The organism is Rhizobacter sp. Root404 (assembly GCF_001425865.1).
Taxonomy (GTDB): Bacteria; Pseudomonadota; Gammaproteobacteria; order Burkholderiales; family Burkholderiaceae_C; genus LMDS01.
On sequence record NZ_LMDS01000001.1, the window covers coordinates 91,756 to 107,312 of the forward strand.

At 71.8% G+C, this 15,557-nt stretch carries 16 protein-coding genes; 10 read left to right on the top strand and 6 right to left on the bottom strand.

What is annotated here, in order from left to right; all coding sequences use genetic code 11:
* Window positions 1-2 precede the first annotated feature (2 nt).
* Entirely contained in the window at window positions 3-1,703 is a 1,701-nt protein-coding gene (locus ASC76_RS00450; RefSeq protein ID WP_056460793.1) for an NAD+ synthase, read from the bottom strand.
* Window positions 1,704-1,808: 105 nt separating this feature from the next.
* On the opposite strand from ASC76_RS00450, the gene ASC76_RS00455 reads away from it, so the two are divergent.
* Window positions 1,809-3,269, top strand: a complete 1,461-nt coding sequence (locus ASC76_RS00455; RefSeq protein WP_056460795.1) for an RNB domain-containing ribonuclease — start codon at window positions 1,809-1,811, stop codon at window positions 3,267-3,269.
* A gap of 2 nt (window positions 3,270-3,271) precedes the next feature.
* Window positions 3,272-4,696, top strand: coding sequence for a serine hydrolase (locus ASC76_RS00460; RefSeq protein WP_082548604.1), 1,425 nt, complete (start codon window positions 3,272-3,274; stop codon window positions 4,694-4,696).
* Here the strand turns inward: ASC76_RS00460 and ASC76_RS00465 are convergent.
* Window positions 4,665-5,723 (bottom strand): class I SAM-dependent methyltransferase, encoded by a 1,059-nt coding sequence (locus tag ASC76_RS00465; RefSeq protein WP_056460798.1) that lies wholly within the window; start codon window positions 5,721-5,723, stop codon window positions 4,665-4,667. The genes ASC76_RS00460 and ASC76_RS00465 overlap by 32 nt on opposite strands.
* Window positions 5,724-5,882: 159 nt before the next feature.
* Between ASC76_RS00465 and ASC76_RS00470 the strand changes: the two genes are divergently transcribed.
* Both ASC76_RS00470 and ASC76_RS00475 read left to right on the top strand, forming a co-directional pair.
* Window positions 5,883-6,833: a 2-dehydro-3-deoxygalactonokinase gene (locus ASC76_RS00470; RefSeq protein ID WP_056460801.1), complete on the top strand. Its 951-nt coding sequence runs from the start codon at window positions 5,883-5,885 to the stop codon at window positions 6,831-6,833.
* Between the two features lie 17 nt (window positions 6,834-6,850).
* The gene (locus tag ASC76_RS00475; RefSeq protein ID WP_056460804.1) at window positions 6,851-7,471 is read left to right on the top strand and encodes a 2-dehydro-3-deoxy-6-phosphogalactonate aldolase; all 621 of its coding nucleotides are present in this window, start codon (window positions 6,851-6,853) and stop codon (window positions 7,469-7,471) included.
* Here ASC76_RS00475 and ASC76_RS00480 read toward each other — a convergent pair.
* Together ASC76_RS00480 and ASC76_RS00485 are read right to left on the bottom strand one after the other, a co-directional pair.
* Window positions 7,434-7,760, bottom strand: a complete 327-nt coding sequence (locus tag ASC76_RS00480; RefSeq protein WP_056460807.1) for a hypothetical protein — start codon at window positions 7,758-7,760, stop codon at window positions 7,434-7,436. The two genes, ASC76_RS00475 and ASC76_RS00480, sit on opposite strands and share 38 nt — an antisense overlap.
* A 118-nt stretch (window positions 7,761-7,878) precedes the next feature.
* Window positions 7,879-8,364: a hypothetical protein gene (locus tag ASC76_RS00485; RefSeq protein ID WP_157615175.1), complete on the bottom strand. Its 486-nt coding sequence runs from the start codon at window positions 8,362-8,364 to the stop codon at window positions 7,879-7,881.
* A gap of 138 nt (window positions 8,365-8,502) precedes the next feature.
* Between ASC76_RS00485 and ASC76_RS00490 the strand changes: the two genes are divergently transcribed.
* From ASC76_RS00490 to ASC76_RS00510, 5 genes are all read left to right on the top strand, one after another.
* On the top strand, window positions 8,503-9,681 hold the full coding sequence (locus ASC76_RS00490) for a glycosyl hydrolase (RefSeq protein ID WP_200947079.1): 1,179 nt from the start codon (window positions 8,503-8,505) through the stop codon (window positions 9,679-9,681).
* Window positions 9,678-9,935, top strand: a complete 258-nt coding sequence (locus ASC76_RS00495) for a MoaD/ThiS family protein (protein WP_056460813.1) — start codon at window positions 9,678-9,680, stop codon at window positions 9,933-9,935. The genes ASC76_RS00490 and ASC76_RS00495 overlap by 4 nt, the downstream gene beginning before the upstream one ends.
* Before the next feature lie 70 nt (window positions 9,936-10,005).
* Complete coding sequence (locus ASC76_RS00500) at window positions 10,006-11,142, top strand: glycoside hydrolase family 26 protein (protein WP_056460816.1); 1,137 nt, start codon at window positions 10,006-10,008, stop codon at window positions 11,140-11,142.
* Window positions 11,143-11,196: 54 nt separating this feature from the next.
* Window positions 11,197-12,276, top strand: coding sequence for an alpha/beta fold hydrolase (locus ASC76_RS00505; protein ID WP_056460819.1), 1,080 nt, complete (start codon window positions 11,197-11,199; stop codon window positions 12,274-12,276).
* 123 nt (window positions 12,277-12,399) lie between these two features.
* Window positions 12,400-13,374, top strand: a complete 975-nt coding sequence (locus tag ASC76_RS00510) for a hypothetical protein (RefSeq protein WP_056460822.1) — start codon at window positions 12,400-12,402, stop codon at window positions 13,372-13,374.
* Window positions 13,375-13,387: 13 nt separating this feature from the next.
* Here the strand turns inward: ASC76_RS00510 and ASC76_RS00515 are convergent, their stop codons facing one another.
* Together ASC76_RS00515 and ASC76_RS00520 are read right to left on the bottom strand one after the other, a co-directional pair.
* On the bottom strand, window positions 13,388-14,065 hold the full coding sequence (locus ASC76_RS00515) for a DUF4286 family protein (protein ID WP_056460825.1): 678 nt from the start codon (window positions 14,063-14,065) through the stop codon (window positions 13,388-13,390).
* A gap of 6 nt (window positions 14,066-14,071) precedes the next feature.
* Window positions 14,072-15,082 (bottom strand): TRAP transporter substrate-binding protein, encoded by a 1,011-nt coding sequence (locus tag ASC76_RS00520; RefSeq protein WP_056460828.1) that lies wholly within the window; start codon window positions 15,080-15,082, stop codon window positions 14,072-14,074.
* A 239-nt stretch (window positions 15,083-15,321) separates the two neighbouring features.
* On the opposite strand from ASC76_RS00520, the gene ASC76_RS00525 reads away from it, so the two are divergent.
* Entirely contained in the window at window positions 15,322-15,555 is a 234-nt protein-coding gene (locus tag ASC76_RS00525) for a DUF2789 domain-containing protein (protein ID WP_056460831.1), read from the top strand.
* The last annotated feature ends 2 nt before the right edge of the window (window positions 15,556-15,557 follow it).

Consider the following 15,557-nt stretch of genomic DNA (forward strand, 5'->3'; position numbering starts at 1 on the left):
CGTCAGACGAACTTCGCCGCGATCGGCATCTGCCGGCCGACTCCGAAGGCGCGCGAGCGCACCCGGATGATCGGCGGCGCCTGCCGGCGCTTGTACTCGTTGCGCGCGATCATCGCGCGGATGCGCTGCACCAGCGCCTCGCCCTCGGGCCGCGCGCGCAGCTCGGTGACGAACGCGTAGGCCGCGTCGTACTCGGCCCGCGCCAGGCGCCGGCCCTCGATCAGCAGCTTCAGGATCTCGTCGAGCACCGGGTAGGGCGGCAGGCTGTCGGTGTCGCGCTGGCCGGGTGCAAGCTCGGCCGACGGCGGCTTGTCGATGATCGCGTTCGGGATCAGCTCGCGTCCCGCGGCCTCGTTGACATGGCGCGCCAGCGCGAACACCTCCGTCTTGTACAGGTCGCCGAGCAGCCCGAGACCGCCGTTGGTGTCGCCGTACAGCGTGCAGTAGCCGACCGACAGCTCCGACTTGTTGCCGGTCGTCAGCAGCAGGTGTCCGAACGCGTTCGAGTGTTCCATCAGCACCGTGCCGCGGATGCGCGCCTGCAGGTTCTCCAGCGGCAGGCCCGCGAGCTTCTGGCCGAACGAGGCCTCGAACTGCCGCGCATAGCCGTCGACCAGCGCCGCGATCGGGTGGGTCGCGAGCGGGATGCCGAGGTGGCGGCACAGCACGACCGAATCGTCGACCGAGCCGGTCGACGACCAGACCGACGGCATCGTGACGGCGGCGACGTTGTCCGCACCGAGCGCCTCGACCGCGAGCGCCAGCGTCAGCGCGCTGTCGATGCCGCCGGACGAGCCGACCACTGCCTGCCGGAAGCCGCAGCGCCGCGCGTAGTCGCGCAGGCCGAGCACGATCTGCGCGCGGTAGAACGCCATCGTCGGCAGGCCCTGCGGGTCGACCGGCGGCAGCGCGCCGCCGTCGCGGGCGAGGAAGCGGCCCTGGTCGAAGCGCAGCGTGGTCACGTCCTCGACGAAGCGGTGCGCCTCGAAGGTCACGCCGCGCTCCGGTTCGACGGCGAACGACGCGCCATCGAACACGATCTGGTCCTGCCCGCCGACCTGGTTCACGTACAGCAGCGGCAGGCCGTGGCGCCGGCTCGCGGCGCCGAAGACCTGGTGGCGCTGCTCGCGCTTGCCGACTTCCGACGGGCTGGCGTTGATCGAGACCACCAGGTCCGGCGCGGCGTCGGCCAGGCGCGCGAACGGGTTCACCGCGTAGGCCAGGCCGGCGTCGTTCCAGCCGTCCTCGCAGATCAGCAGGCCGACCTGGGTGTGGCCGATGCGCAGCACGCGCGCCACGTCCGGGCCGGGTTCGAAGTGGCGGTGCTCGTCGAACACGTTGTAGGTCGGCAGCAGCTGCTTCGCGTAGCGGCGCACGACCGCGCCGTTGCACAGCACCAGCAGCGCGTTCTGCAGCTGCTTGCCCGCGCCCTCGCGGCCCTGCGGCGCGCCGATCACCCAGTGCAGCGCGGGCAGCTCGCGCGAGGCGTCGAGGAGCGTGCCCAGGCTGTCGTCGACCCGCTGCATGAAGCCCGGCTCCTCGAGCAGGTCGGCCGGGTAGTAGCCGGTCAGGCCGAGCTCGGTGAACACGACCAGCTCGGCACCGGCCTGCGCGGCCTGCCGCGCGGCGGCGATCATCTTCTGCGCGTTGCCCTCGATGTCGCCGACGGTGTAGTTCAGTTGCGCGACGGTGATCGTCAGCATCGGGATCCTCCTGGAATGCTGCGGCCACTGTAGCGCCGCGCGGCGGCACGCACCGGGCGCGCGCTGGTGTTCCACAATCGCCGCTCCGAATCGCACCTCACGCCCATGGACTCACTCCTGAACCTGGCCCGCGAGGCCATGCGCCAGCGCGGCCTGCAGCCCGACTTCCCGGCCGCCGCGCGGCAGGAGGCCGAAGCGCTGGACGATGCGCCCGCCGCGCCCGGCCCGGCCCTGCGCGACTTGCGCGAGCTGCTCTGGTGCTCGATCGACAACGACGACTCGCGCGACCTCGACCAGCTCACCGTCGCCTTGCCCGAGACCGGCGGCGTGCAGCGCATGCTGGTGGCGATCGCCGACGTCGATGCGCTGGTGCGCCCCGGCGATGCGATCGACAGGCATGCGCGCACCAACACCACCTCGGTCTACACGGCGGCCGGCGTGTTCCCGATGCTGCCGCTGCGGCTGTCGACCGACCTGAGCTCGCTGAACGAGCACGAGGACCGGGCGGCGATCGTGATCGAGATCGATGTTGTCAGCAGCGCGGGCGAGGGCGCGCCGAGCGACCCGCAGGTCTACCGCGCGGTGGTGCGCAACCGCGCGCAGCTGACCTACAACGCGGTCGCGGCCTGGCTCGACGGCGAGGCGCCGGTGCCGCCCAAGGTCGCCGCGTTGCCCGGCCTCGAGGAGCAGCTGCGCGCGCAGGACCGCGCCGGCCAGGCGCTCAAGGAACTGCGGCGGCGCCACGGCGCGCTCGGGCTGAACACGCCCGAGGCGCGGCCGGTGTTCGACAGCGACGGCGTGCTGACCGACCTGCGCGCCGACGAAGGCAACCGCGCGAAGGAGCTGATCGCCGGCTTCATGATCGCGGCCAACGGCGTGACCGCGCGCTTCCTCGACGCACGCGGCTTCCCGTCGCTGCGGCGCTTCCTGCGCGAGCCGGCGCGCTGGCAGCGCATCCGCGAGATCGCCGCGGGCCATGGCGAGGAACTGCCGGCCGAGCCGAGTCCGCTCGCGCTCGACGCGTTCCTGACGCGGCGGCGGCTGGCCGCGCCCGAGCGCTTCGCCGAGCTGTCGCTGACCATCGTCAAGCTGCTCGGCTCCGGCGAGTACATGCTGTCGCGGCCCGGCCATCGCGCGCCCGGCCACTTCGGCCTGGCGGTCAACGACTACACCCACTCGACCGCGCCGAACCGCCGCTACCCGGACCTGATCACGCAGCGGCTGCTGAAGGCGGCGCTGCAGGGCGAGCCGCCGCCCTACGGCGACGAGGAACTCACCGAGCTCGCCGCGCACTGCACCGCGCAGGAGGACAACGCGAACAAGGTCGAGCGCCAGGTGCGCAAGTCGGCGGCCGCACTGCTGCTCGCGCCGCGCATCGGCGAGACGTTCTCCGCGATCGTCACCGGCGTGTCGGCCAAGGGCACCTGGGTGCGGACCACGCGGCCGGTGGCCGAGGGACGGGTGGTGCAGGGCTTCGAGGGGCTGGATGTCGGCGACAAGCCGAAGGTCGAGCTGGTCGGCGTCGACGCGGCGCGCGGCTTCATCGATTTCAGAAGGGCGGGCTGAGCATGGACCGCTGGCTCGCCTCGGCGCTCGACTACATCCCGCGCTGGCTGGCGCACCAGATGCGCCTGACCGAACAGCCGGGCTGCGCGATCGCGGTCGCGTACCGCGGCAAGCTCGTGCTCGAGGCCGCGTTCGGCCACGCCGACCTGGCACGCGGCGAGGCGCTGACGCCGCGCCACCGCTTCCGCGTCGCGTCGCATTCCAAGAGTTTCACGGCCGCGGCCGTGCTGAAGCTGCGCGAACAGGGCCGGGTGCGTCTCGACGACCCGGTCGGCCGGTTCGTGCCCGGCCTGCACCCGCAGGTCGCTTCGGCGACGCTCGCGCAGCTGCTCTCGCACGCCGCGGGCCTGGTGCGCGACGGCGCCGATGCGGGGCAGTGGGCCGACCGCCGGCCGTTCCTGGACGAGGCCGGCGTCCGTGCCGACCTGGCCCGCGGCCCGGTGATCGATCCGAACACGCGGCTGAAGTACTCGAACCACGGCTACGCGCTGGTGGGGCTGGCGATCGAGGCGATCACCGGCGAGCGCTACGCCGAGTGGATCGCGCGCGAGATCGTCGCGGCCTCCGGATTGCGCGAGACCGTGCCGGACGCGCCGCTGGCCGCCGGCGTGCCGTTCGCGCGCGGCCACAGCGCCAAGTGGCCGCTCGGCCGCCGCGTCGTGATCCCGGGCGACAACGACACCCGCGCGCTCGCCGCCGCGACCGGCTTCGTCGGCACGGCCGGCGACCTGGCGCGCTTCTTCGGCAGCCTGGCGCCGGACGCGTCGCGCAGCGTGCTGGCCGTCGCGAGCCGGCGCGAGATGTGGCGACGCCAGTGGCGCGACGCGCATTCCAGCCTCGACCGCTGGTACGGCCTCGGCACCATCAGCGGCACGCTCGCCGATTGGGAATGGCACGGCCACACGGGGGGCTTCCAGGGCACGATCACGCGCACCGCGTGCGTGCCGTCCCAGGGGCTGACGGTCTCGGTGCTGACCAACGCGGCCGATGGCGCCTCGCACGGCTGGGTCGACGGCGCGCTGCACATCCTGCGCGCCTACCGGCAGCACGGCGCGCCGTCGCGCCGTGCGGCGCCGTGGACGGGGCGCTGGTGGAGCCTGTGGGGCGCGGTCGATTTGCTGCCGGTCGACGGCAAGGTGCTGGTCGCGAACCCGGCGCTGCCCAACCCGCTGCTCGATGCGACCGAGTTGGGCGTCGACGCGCCCGGCCGCGGCACGATCACGCTGGCCGGCGGCTTCGGCAGCCACGGCGAGCCGGTGCGGCTGGAGCACGATGGCCGGGGCCGCGCCAGCGCGTTCTGGCTCGGCGGCACGCGCATGCAGCCGGAGGCGGCGGTCGCGAAGGAACTGGTCGCGAAATACGACGCGGCGGCGCCCGCGCCCGGGGCGCCGGCCGTCAGCCGGCGCGTGCCTCGAACACGAGGTTGAACGGCGTCTGCGCGGCGCGCCGGAAGTGGGCGAAACCGCCTTTCTTGACCACGTCGCGCAGCCGCGCCTCGCCGGCCTGCGCGCCCAGACACAGCCCGACTTCCTGCGAGCGTGACGCGGGTGTGCAGATGCAGGTGGAGGCGGAATAGAAGATGCGCCCGACCGGGTTCAGGTTGTCCTCGACGCGGTCGTTCGCGAACGGCTCGACGATCATCCAGGTGCCGTCGGGCTTCAGCGACTGGCGCACGTGGCGCGACGCGCCGACCGGGTCGCCCATGTCGTGCAGGCAGTCGAACACCGCGACCAGATCGAAGTCCCGCCCCGGGTAGTCCTGGGCGCGCGCGATCTGGAAGTCGACCCGGTCGGCCACGCCCGCCTTCACCGCGGCGAGCCGCGCGTAGCGGATCGACGGCTCGTGGTAGTCGTAGCCGACGAAGGTCGAGTTCGGGTAGCTCTGCGCCATGATCAGCGTCGACGCGCCGTGGCCGCAGCCGACATCGGCCACGCGGGCGCCGCGCTCCAACTGCGCGACCACGCCGTCGAGCGACGGCAGCCACTGCGACACGAGGTTCGCCACATAGCCGGGCCGGAAGAAGCGCTCGGTGCCGACGAACAGCGACGGGTGCTGCTCGTGCCAGCCGATGCCGTCGCCGCTGCGGAACGCGTCGATCAATTTAGGCACCGCGTGGAACATCGCCATCGCGGCCTGGAACGCGCCGGGGATGAAGGCCGGGCTGTCCTCCTGCGCGAGCGCGAACGCCTGCTCGGGCGTGAGGGAGAAGCGCTCGGTCGCGATGTCGTACTGCGCATAGCCGCCGGCGGCCTGCGCGCACAGCCATTCGCGCACGTAGCGGGGGTCGGTCTCGGTGGCCGCGGCGAGTTGCTCCGGGGTCATCGGGTCGCGTGCCAGTGCCTTGTAGAGGCCGAGCTGATCGCCGACGACGACCGTCGCGGCGTGCGCCACCGCCCCCATGTCGCGCACGAAATTGCCCATGAACTCGTTCAGCTTCGCTTCGTCGATCGCCATGGTTCGCCCCTTGATCGAGGCGTTCGGGGTCGCGCGCTGGCGCGCCGGGGCCGTGCCTCGAGCGGCATCCCGGAATGACCAACATAGTTCAGCGTCCGGACGGCGTCCAGCACATCGCGACGCGCACGCCCGGGGGGGCATGCCACACTCGGCGCCGTGATGTCCGCTGCCTCCCACTTCACCGACTCCGCGCTGCGCGGCCCCCCGGCGCTGATCGGCATCGACTGGGGCACGACCAACCGGCGCGGCTACCTGCTCGACGCCGCCGGCCGCTGCCTGGCCGAGCACGAGGACGGCGACGGCATGCTCGCCGCGCGCGGCCGCTTCGACGCCGCACTGCAGGCGATGCGCGCCGCGCTCGGGGTCGCCGACACGCCGCTGCCGGCGATCCTGTCCGGCATGGTCGGCAGCGCGAGCGGCTGGATCGAGGCGCCGTACCTCGACCTCGCGGTGCCGCTGACCCGGCTGCGCGAGCACCTGGTGCCCGTGCCCGGCGTGCCGGACGCAGTCATCGTGCCGGGCTACTGCGAACGCGATCCGACGGCCGTCGACGTGATGCGCGGCGAAGAGACCCAGTTGCTGGGCGTGCTCGCGCTCGACGACGACCCGGGCCGGCGCGACGGCTGGTGCGTGCTCCCCGGCACCCACAGCAAGTGGGTGCGGCTGCAGCACGGCGCGATCGCGGCCTTCGCGACCTTCATGACCGGCGAGCTGTTCGCGCTGCTGACCCAGCACGGCACGCTGGCCGCCGCGAGCGGCGCCGCGCACGCGCCCGCGGTGCCGGCGGCGTTCGACGCCGGCTTGCGCGCGGCGAGGGCCGGGGCCGTGCTGTCCAACGCGCTGTTCGGCTGCCGCGCGCGCGTGGTCAGCGGCGCGATGCCGGCATCCCACGCGCGCTCGTACCTGAGCGGTCTGCTGATCGGCACCGAGTGGCAGGGGCTGCGCCAGCGCCACGGCGGCCAGCTGCCGCCGCGCATCACGCTGATCGGCAGCCCCGCGCTCGCCGAGCATTACGTCACCGCGGGCGCGGCGTTCGGCGTCGAGGTCGTGCGGCTCGAGCCGCGCACCGTCTACCTCGCGGCGCTGGCGGCGCTGCGCGCGCCCGCCTGAACCTGGAATCCAGCCCCATGAAGACCGACACCCTGCCGCTCGTCGCGATCCTGCGCGGGCTCACGCCCGACTCGGCCGAGGCGGTCGGCGCCGCACTGTTCGAGGCCGGTTTCCGCCTCGTCGAGGTGCCGCTGAACCGGCCCGGCGCGCTCGCCTGCATCGAGACGCTGGCGCGCACCGCGCCGGCCGATGCGACGATCGGCGGCGGCACGATGCTCAGCGTGGCCCATGTCGACGCGGTGCATGCGGCCGGCGGGCGGATGATGGTCGCGCCGAACACCGACCCGGCGGTGATTGCGCGCGCGGCGCAACTGGGCATGTGGTGCGCGCCCGGCATCGGCACCGCGAGCGAGGCGTTCGCCGCGCTGCGCGCCGGCGCGAATGCGCTGAAGCTGTTCCCGGCCGAGGTCTGGGGGCCGAAGGGGTTGAAGGCGCTGGGGTCGGTGCTGCCGCCCGGCACACCGCTGTGGCCGGTCGGTGGCGTCACGCCGGACAGCATGGCCGAGTGGGTCGCGGCGGGCGCGACCGGCTTCGGCATCGGCGGGCAGCTCTACAAGGCGGGCGCCGGCGCGACCGAGGTCGGCGCGCAGGCGCGGAACTTCATTGCGGCCTGGGCGCGTACTGTGCCTTCGCGATGACCAGCGAGGCGGCCTCGCGGGCGTCGCGCCGGAAGTCGCTGTCGCCGGCGAGGTGGTCGATGCCTTGCTCGATGAGCACGTTGTCGGCCAGGTCGGCGATCACCGCCATCCGGCTGCGCTTGATGATCACCAGTTCGAACACGCCCATCTCGCGCAGCGCTTCGGTGATGCGGCGGGCGGACGCCAGGTACTCGGACGAATCCATGCCGATGTGCTTGTTCTCGAGCTGACGCAGCACGCCCACAGGGTCGCGGAGGGCGGCGAGGCGGGTGCGGTAGGTCGTGGACATCGGTTGATCCGTCGTGGTGATGACGGGATTTCGGCGCGACCGGCGCCGACTGAAGCCCGCGCTTGCATCCGGGCGTGACGAAGCCGACGCGCCGGGCGCCGGGTCGCCACCGCCGGCGTCAGCGCCGGATGTCGCAGGTCTTGCGGCGCCCGTCGAACGGATCGCGACCGAAACTGCGCGTGTCGCAGCGCACTTCGCGCACCACGTCACGGTAGACGTAGCGCCCGGCGGTGCCGTATCGCACCTGCGCCCGGCCGCCGACGCGGCAGACCTGGCCCTCGTCGGCGCAGCGCCGCCAGCCGGCCTGGCCGCCGCCGTTTCCGGGCGGCTGGCTGTTGCCGCCGCGCACCTGGCAGCGCTTGCGCCGCTCGGGCGCCGGGTCGCCGAAGGTGTCGTTGTTGCACGCCACCGGGCCGCTGACGGTGCGCGTGTTCCAGCGTCCCTGGTCGCCGTAGCGCACGACCGCCCGTCCGCGCACGTCGCAGGTCTGGCCTTCCTGCGCGCAGTTGCGCCACCCGTTGTCGGCGGCGCTCGCCGTGCCGGCGGCGAACAGCGCCGCCGCGGTGATCAGGAACTGGCCGGCGATCACGAACCTGACTTTCATGCGGTCTCCTCGGGTGGGTGGGCACAGTCTAGCCAGTTCGGGGGCGCGGAATGGGTATGCTTTTCCGCGTGTGTCGAGAACGGTCGCGGCCGATCGTCGTGATCGACACGCCACCGCGCGCCCACGCCGAGGAACCCCATGAGCCCAACATCCACCCCCGTCCGCGCCGCCACGAAGAAGGCGACCCCAAAGACGACCCGACCGGTCGTGCTCGTGGCCACCCGCAAGGGCGCGTGGCTGTTCCACGGCGACGCGCGACGCAAGACATGGGTAGCCGACGGCCCGCACTTCCTCGGCCACACCATCAGCCACATGGTGCTGGACCCGCGCGACCGCCGCACGCTGCTGGCCGCCGCGAAGACCGGCCACCTCGGGCCGACGATCTTCCGCTCCACCGATCTCGGCCGCACCTGGAAGGAGGCGCGCCAGCCGCCCGCGTTCGCGAATCCGCCCGGCCTGCCGGCGCGCTCGGTCGACCACACCTTCTGGCTCACGCCGGGTCATGCCGACGAGCCCGACACCTGGTACGCCGGCACCTCGCCGCAAGGCCTGTTCCGCTCCGAGGACGGCGGCGTCAGCTGGGCGCCGCTGCCCTCGGTCAACGACGACCCGCAGTTCCGCGAGTGGATGGGCTCGGCGCAGGACGGCACGCCCGACGGGCCGAAGCTGCATTCGATCATCGTCGACCCGCGCGACCCGGCGCATCTGCTGTTCGCGATGTCCAGCGGTGGCGTGCACGAGTCGCGCGACGCCGGCCGCAGCTGGTCGGCGCTGGTCGACGGGATGCAGGTCGTCGAGGGTTTCGACCCGACCACGCTGACCTTCCACGACCCGCACTGCGTGCGGCTGTGCCCGTCGCGGCCGGATCGCCTGTACCAGCAGAACCACTGCGGCATCTACCGGCTCGACCGGCCGAGCGACACCTGGCAGCGCATCGGCGCGAAGATGCCCAAGCGGGTCGGCGACATCGGCTTTCCGATGGCCGTGCACCCGCACGATGCCGACACCGCCTGGGTCTTTCCGATGGACGGCACCGACGTCTGGCCGCGCACCAGCCCCGCCGGGCGCCCAGCGGCCTATGTCACGCGCAACGCCGGCCGCACCTGGGAGCGGCTCGATGCCGGCCTGCCGGAGAACCAGGCGTGGTGGACGACGAAGCGCCAGGCGATGACGGTCGATGCGCGCCCGACCCCGGCGCTCTACCTCGGCACCACCAGCGGCGAGCTGTGGATCGGCCGCGACGAGGGCGCACGCTGGTCGAACATCGCCCGCCACCTGCCGGAGATCTACGCGGTGGAAGTGGCCGAAGTGGCATGAAGGTGCTCGTCCCGGGCGCGCTGCGTTCGTACACGGGGGTCTCGCACGTGGTCGCGGCGGGCGACACGCTGAGCGCGCTGTTCGCCGACCTGGAGCGCCAGTACCCGGGCCTGCGCTTCCGCGTGGTCGACGAGCAAGGTCAGCTGCGTCCGAACATGCGCATCTTCGTCAACGGGCGCAGCGTGCGCGCGCTCGACCACGCGCTGCGGCCCGACGATTTCGTCGCCCTCGTGCTCGCGCTGAGCGGCGGCTGACATCCCGCGAACGCGGGCTGCTGCGGGCCGACCCGCTGCGCCAGAATGGCCGACCCTCGGGAGAAGCGCCATGGTTCCCAGTTCCTCGACCGTCCGTCGCTCGATCGTTGCGCAGGCGCTGCGCGTCGCGGGAGCCGCCGTCGCGTTGCAGTGCGCAGCCACGGCGCAGGCCCAGCAGGCCCCGCAGGCGCTGCTCGGCGTTTACTACGGCAACCAGGGCTGGGCGATGGACCAGCTCAAGGCGATGGAGGCATGGCAGGGCAAGCGCCATGCGGTGGTGAACCTGTTCACCGACTGGTGCAACCGCACCAAGACGATGGACAACCTGTTCAAGCAGCAACTGCCCGCGATCTGGGCCAACGGCAACGTGCCGGTCATCACCTGGGAGCCGTTCCTGTGCGGCGCCTCGGCAACGCCGGCCGACGTGCTGGTGCGCGCTTCGCGCGGCGAGTACGACGCCTACCTCAAGACCTGGGCCGCGCGGCTGAAGACCTTCCTCGCGGGCCCGGACGGCACCCTCGGCACCGCCGACGACCGGCGCGTCTACATCCGGCTCGCGCACGAGATGAACGGCAACTGGTACCCGTGGAGCGTCGGGCTCGGCGGCAACGGCCCCGGCCACTACGTCGAGACCTGGCGCCGCACCCGCGCGATCTTCTCGGGCCTGAACATCGATGCGCGAACCGTGCAGTGGATCTGGGCCGTCAACAACGTCGATGCCCCGAATGCGCGCGCCGAGGACGCGTATCCCGGCGACGGCCTGGTCGACTGGATCGCGATCGACGGCTACAACTGGGGCACGAGCCAGAGCTGGTCGAGCTGGCAGACGCCGGCGCAGGTGTTCGATCCGATGGCCGTGCGCCTGCGCAACGCTTCGACGCGACCGCTCGCGCTGACCGAGACGGCCGCCACCACGGCCAACCGCGGGGTGGTCGACCTGGCGGCCAAGTCGACCTGGATCACCGGGCTCTTCAGCTACGCGACGAGCACCGACGTGCGCATGCTGGTCTGGTTCAACGAGGACAAGGAGACCGACTGGGCCATCTTCGGCGGCAGCAATGGCACCGAGACCTACAAGGCAGGGCGCACCAGCTACAAGGCCTACACCGCGTACCGCCAGGGCGTGCAGGCCGGCGCATTCGTGCCGGGCAACCCGGCGCCGAACGCGCGGGTGCTCACCGACACCCAGTTCCAGGGCGGCTGGTAACGCCGCGCATCGGCGCGCGCGCCGCCGGGCGGCGCACGCCACAATGGCCGGGCCATGCCGCCGCTGCGCCAGTCGATCCGCTTCGCCACCGCCGCCGACGGGGTGCGCATCGCCTGGGCCACGAGCGGCAGCGGGCCGGCGCTGGTGAAGGTCGGCACCTGGATGTCGCACCTCGAGTTCGACCTCGCCAGTCCCGTCTGGGGGCACCTGCTGAGCTGGCTCGCGCAGCGCTTCACGCTGCTGCGCTACGACCAGCGCGGCAACGGCCTGTCCGACTGGAACGTGGCCGACCTGTCGTTCGAGGCCTGGGTGCGCGACCTCGGCGCCGTGATCGACGCCAGCGGGCACGCGCGCGTCGCGCTGCTCGGCCTGTCGCAGGGCGCGCCGGTGGCGGTGGCCTACGCGGTGAGGCACCCGGAGCGCGTCTCGCACCTGATCCTGCACGGCGGCTACGCGCGCGGGCGACGCCGACGCGGAGACGAGTCCGCGCCCGCCGCGCTCGACGCCGCGGTGATCCAGCTGATCGAGCACGGCTGGGGTGGCGACGACGCGTCGTTCCGCCAGTTCTTCACCAGCCAGTTCGTGCCCGACGGCACGGCCGAGCAGCACCGCTGGTTCAACGAACTGGAGCGCATGTCCGCGTCGCCCGCCAACGCGGCGCGCCTGCTTTCCACGATGTACGAGATCGACGTCACCGCCGACCTGCCTGCCGTGAGCTGCCCGACGCTGGTGCTGCATGCCGCCGGCGACCTGCGCGTGCCATTCGCCGAGGGGCGATTGCTGGCCGGTGCGATCGCTCAGGCGCGTTTCGTGCCGCTCGATTCGCGCAACCACCTGATGCTCGAGCACGAGCCGGCCTGGCAGCGCTGGACCGAAGAAGTGGCGCAGTTCATGGGCGCCGCGGCGGACGTGCCGGCGCCGCCGTCGCAGCGCCTGGCCGGACTGACGCCGCGCGAACGCGAGCTGCTGGAACTGATCGCGCAGGGCCGGGACAACGCGCAGATCGGCGCGGTGCTCGGCCTGTCGGACAAGACGGTGCGCAACCACATCACCAGCATCTTCGCGAAGCTGGCGGTCGAAAACCGGCCGCAGGCGATCGTGCTGGCGCGTACCGCGGGGCTGGGCCGGCCCTAGGCGTCTGGGGCGGCTGCCCCGCTCGCCGGGCGCCGCCCTGGGGCTGTCGTCTCAGGCACGCGGGGCCGCTGGCGCCGATGCTTCGGACACGTCGATCCGACGCGCATCCGCAGGACCACCGCCATGCAAACCGCCACGCTTCCCACCGGCAGCGCCCGTTACGCCCGCTGCATCGAAATCTCCAAGCGCATCCGCTGGGACATCGACCGCGACGTGATCCGCGGCCGCCGCTTCGACCTCGACCACAAGTTCCTGCCCGACGGCCTGTCGCTCGCGCACCAGCTGTCGTTCCTGACGCCGGCGCAGCGCCTGTTCTACGGCCAGGTGCAGGGCCGAACCTACGCCAACATGTTCGGCATGATCGAGCGCTACATCGGCGTCAAGATGCTCGACGTGAGCCGCACCCACGGCTTCGGCGACCAGGTCGCGTTCGAGGCGCTGATCCGCCTGACGGACGAGGAGCTCAAGCACCAGGAGCTGTTCCGCCGCATCGAGCGGCTCGCGGCCGAGGCCATGCCGGCGGGCTACCGCTTCGAGCTCGATGGCAACGCGGTCGCCGCGTTCGTGCTCGGCAAGTGCAGCTGGGCGGTGCTGGCGCTGACCTGCCACATCGAGCTGTTCTCGCAGGCGCACTACCGCGCCAGCATCGACGGCGCGGTCGGCCTGTCCGACCTGTTCAAGGACGTGTTCCTGTTCCACTGGAAGGAGGAATCGCAGCACGCGATCCTGGACGAGCTGGAATGGCGGCGCGAGGACGCGACGCTCGCGCCCGAAGCGCGCGACGCCGCGGTCGGCGAACTGATCGAACTGGTCGGCGGTGTCGACGGCCTGCTGCAGGTGCAGGCGAAGGCCGACGCGGCGTACTTCTGCCGCACCGCGCACGTGGACGCGATGCACGCGGAGGCGGTCGAGTCCAACACGCTGCGTGCCTACCGCTGGCAGTACATCGTCTCCGGCGCGCTCGAGCCGCGCTTCCAGCAGGTGCTGGGCGACTTGACGACCGAGGCGCCGATGGCGCGCATCCAGACCGCGCTGGCACCGCTGGTGGCGTTCGTCGGCGCGTGCGGCGAGCCGCAGGACGTGGGCGTCCGGCAGTGAGGCGTGCGAGCCTTCAAAGATCGGCCGGGGTCAGCGCGCTCGACAGGCGATAGAGACCCGAGACGAGGTCCTTCTCTGCGCCAGCGGCGCCGAGCTGCGCCGCGCCGAGCGCGCCGGCGGCGATCCCTTGCAGCGCGAGGGCATCGTAGCCGCCCACGAGCACGATCCAGTCCGCCACGCCGTCGGCGCCGCGGATCTTCTGTTCGGTCGTGGCGGCGGCGGTCGGCGTCTGCGTCTGCAGCAGGTGCGCCCCGGTCATGCCGGGGCGTTGCGGCAAGTCGCGCAGCACGGCCTGCAGGTGCAGCCGCAAGGCGTCGGCACGCCCGGGCTGCGGCGACAGGCGGACCGTCAGCATCGCGGCGGCCAGGCCGCCGCCGTGGCTGTCGAGCACGTGGCATTGGCTGCGCACCATCCGGCTGTGGTGCGGCATCAGCTTCTGCGACCAGGGCGTCGGGTTGTTGAGCCGCGCGAAGTAGGCCGGCGAGGTCAGCGTCTCGTACGACTCGAGTTCGTACATCACGAAGAAGCCGTCGCCGCCGTCGGCGCTGGCCCAGCGCGAGCCGCGTCGGAAGCCGGGGATGGCCAGGCGCTCCCGGAAATGCTCGTGCGCGTGCCAGTCCTCGAACTCGGCACGGTGTGCTGGCGCGATGTCCCACCACATGGCCACCGCGGTCCGCCCCAGCAACGGCATCGCGGGTCAGAGCTTGGAGACGCGCTCCAGCTCGCTCTTGAACAGCGTCATCACCGCCGGTTCGTACGAGGCGGCGAACTTGTCGTGCACCGGCTTGACGGCGGCGCGCATGCGGTCCATCTCGGCCGGGGCGACGTCGTTGTAGACCATGCCCTTCGCCTTCAACTCGGTCAGCGCCTTGCCGGCCGCCTCGCGGCTGACGCCGCGCTGGTAGTTCTGCGCCTCGATCGCGGCCTCCTGCAGCAGCTTGTGCTCGACCGGCGTGAGCTTGTCCCAGAATTTCTTGCTGACCTGGATCGGGTTGGTCGCGTAGACGTGGTTCGTGCCGCTGACGTACTTGTTCACTTCGTAGAACTTGCTCGACAGGATCACCGAGTACGGATTCTCCTGCCCGTCGACGGCCTTGCTTTCGAGCGCGTTGTAGAGCTCGGCGAACGGCATCGGCAGCGGGTTGGCCTTGAAGGTCTTGAAGGTCTCGAGGAACACCGGGTTCGGGATCACGCGCAGCTTCAGACCGTCCAGGTCCTCGCCCTTGGTGATCGGCCGCTTGCTGTTGGTGACGTTGCGAAAGCCGAGGTCGAAGAAGCCGAGCACGACGACGCCCTTCTCGGCGAGCTTCGCGCTGAGCATCTTGCCGAGCGGGCCGTCGACCATCGCGTCGGCCTGCTTCGCGTTGCTGAACAGGAACGGGAAGTCGAACAGGCCGAATTCCTTGACGATGCCGGTCAGCGACGTGGTCGATGCCGTGAGCATCTCCTGCACGCCGCCCTGCAGCGCCGACTGCTGCTGCAGCTCGTTGCCGAGCTGGCTGCTGGGGTACTCCTTGACCGTGATCTTGCCGCCGCTCTTGGCCGCGACGATCTCGGCGAACTTCTTGACGCCGGTGCTGGTGGGGTGGTCGGGGTTGTTCAGGTGGCCGAAACGGATCGTGCGCTCCTGGATGTCCTGGGCCACGGCCACGCCGCCTGCCACGAGCAGCGAGACCATCGCGGTCAGCCGGATCAATGTCGATTTCATGGGATCTCCCGTAGACGAGGTGGGCGACGGCTGTTCCGTCTGTCAGAACTTAATTCCAAGTCTCACGCAGAGCGTCGGGTGGGTCAACGGGGTCAACCCGATGGAACCCCCGCGCTGCCGCGGGAGGCGGGCCGAGGCGTAGGACGGAACCGCCGGCATCACCCGGCCCCGTCCGGCTGCGCGTTTCGCGCGCCGTCATCACGATGATTGCTCCTGCAACGTCACCCACGGAGTCGACGATGGACCTCACGAATCACAGCGTGGCCGACCTGTTCGCGCAGCTCGGTCTGCCGAACGAGGAGCACGACATCCAGGCGTTCGTCGACGCGCACCGCGGCCTGCCCAACGACGCGCGGCTTGCCGACGCGCCGTTCTGGACCGATGCGCAGGCCCGCTTCCTGCGCGACGAGATCCGCGAGGACGCCGACTGGGCCGGGGTGGTCGACCAGCTGAACCTGATGCTGCACGAGTAGGG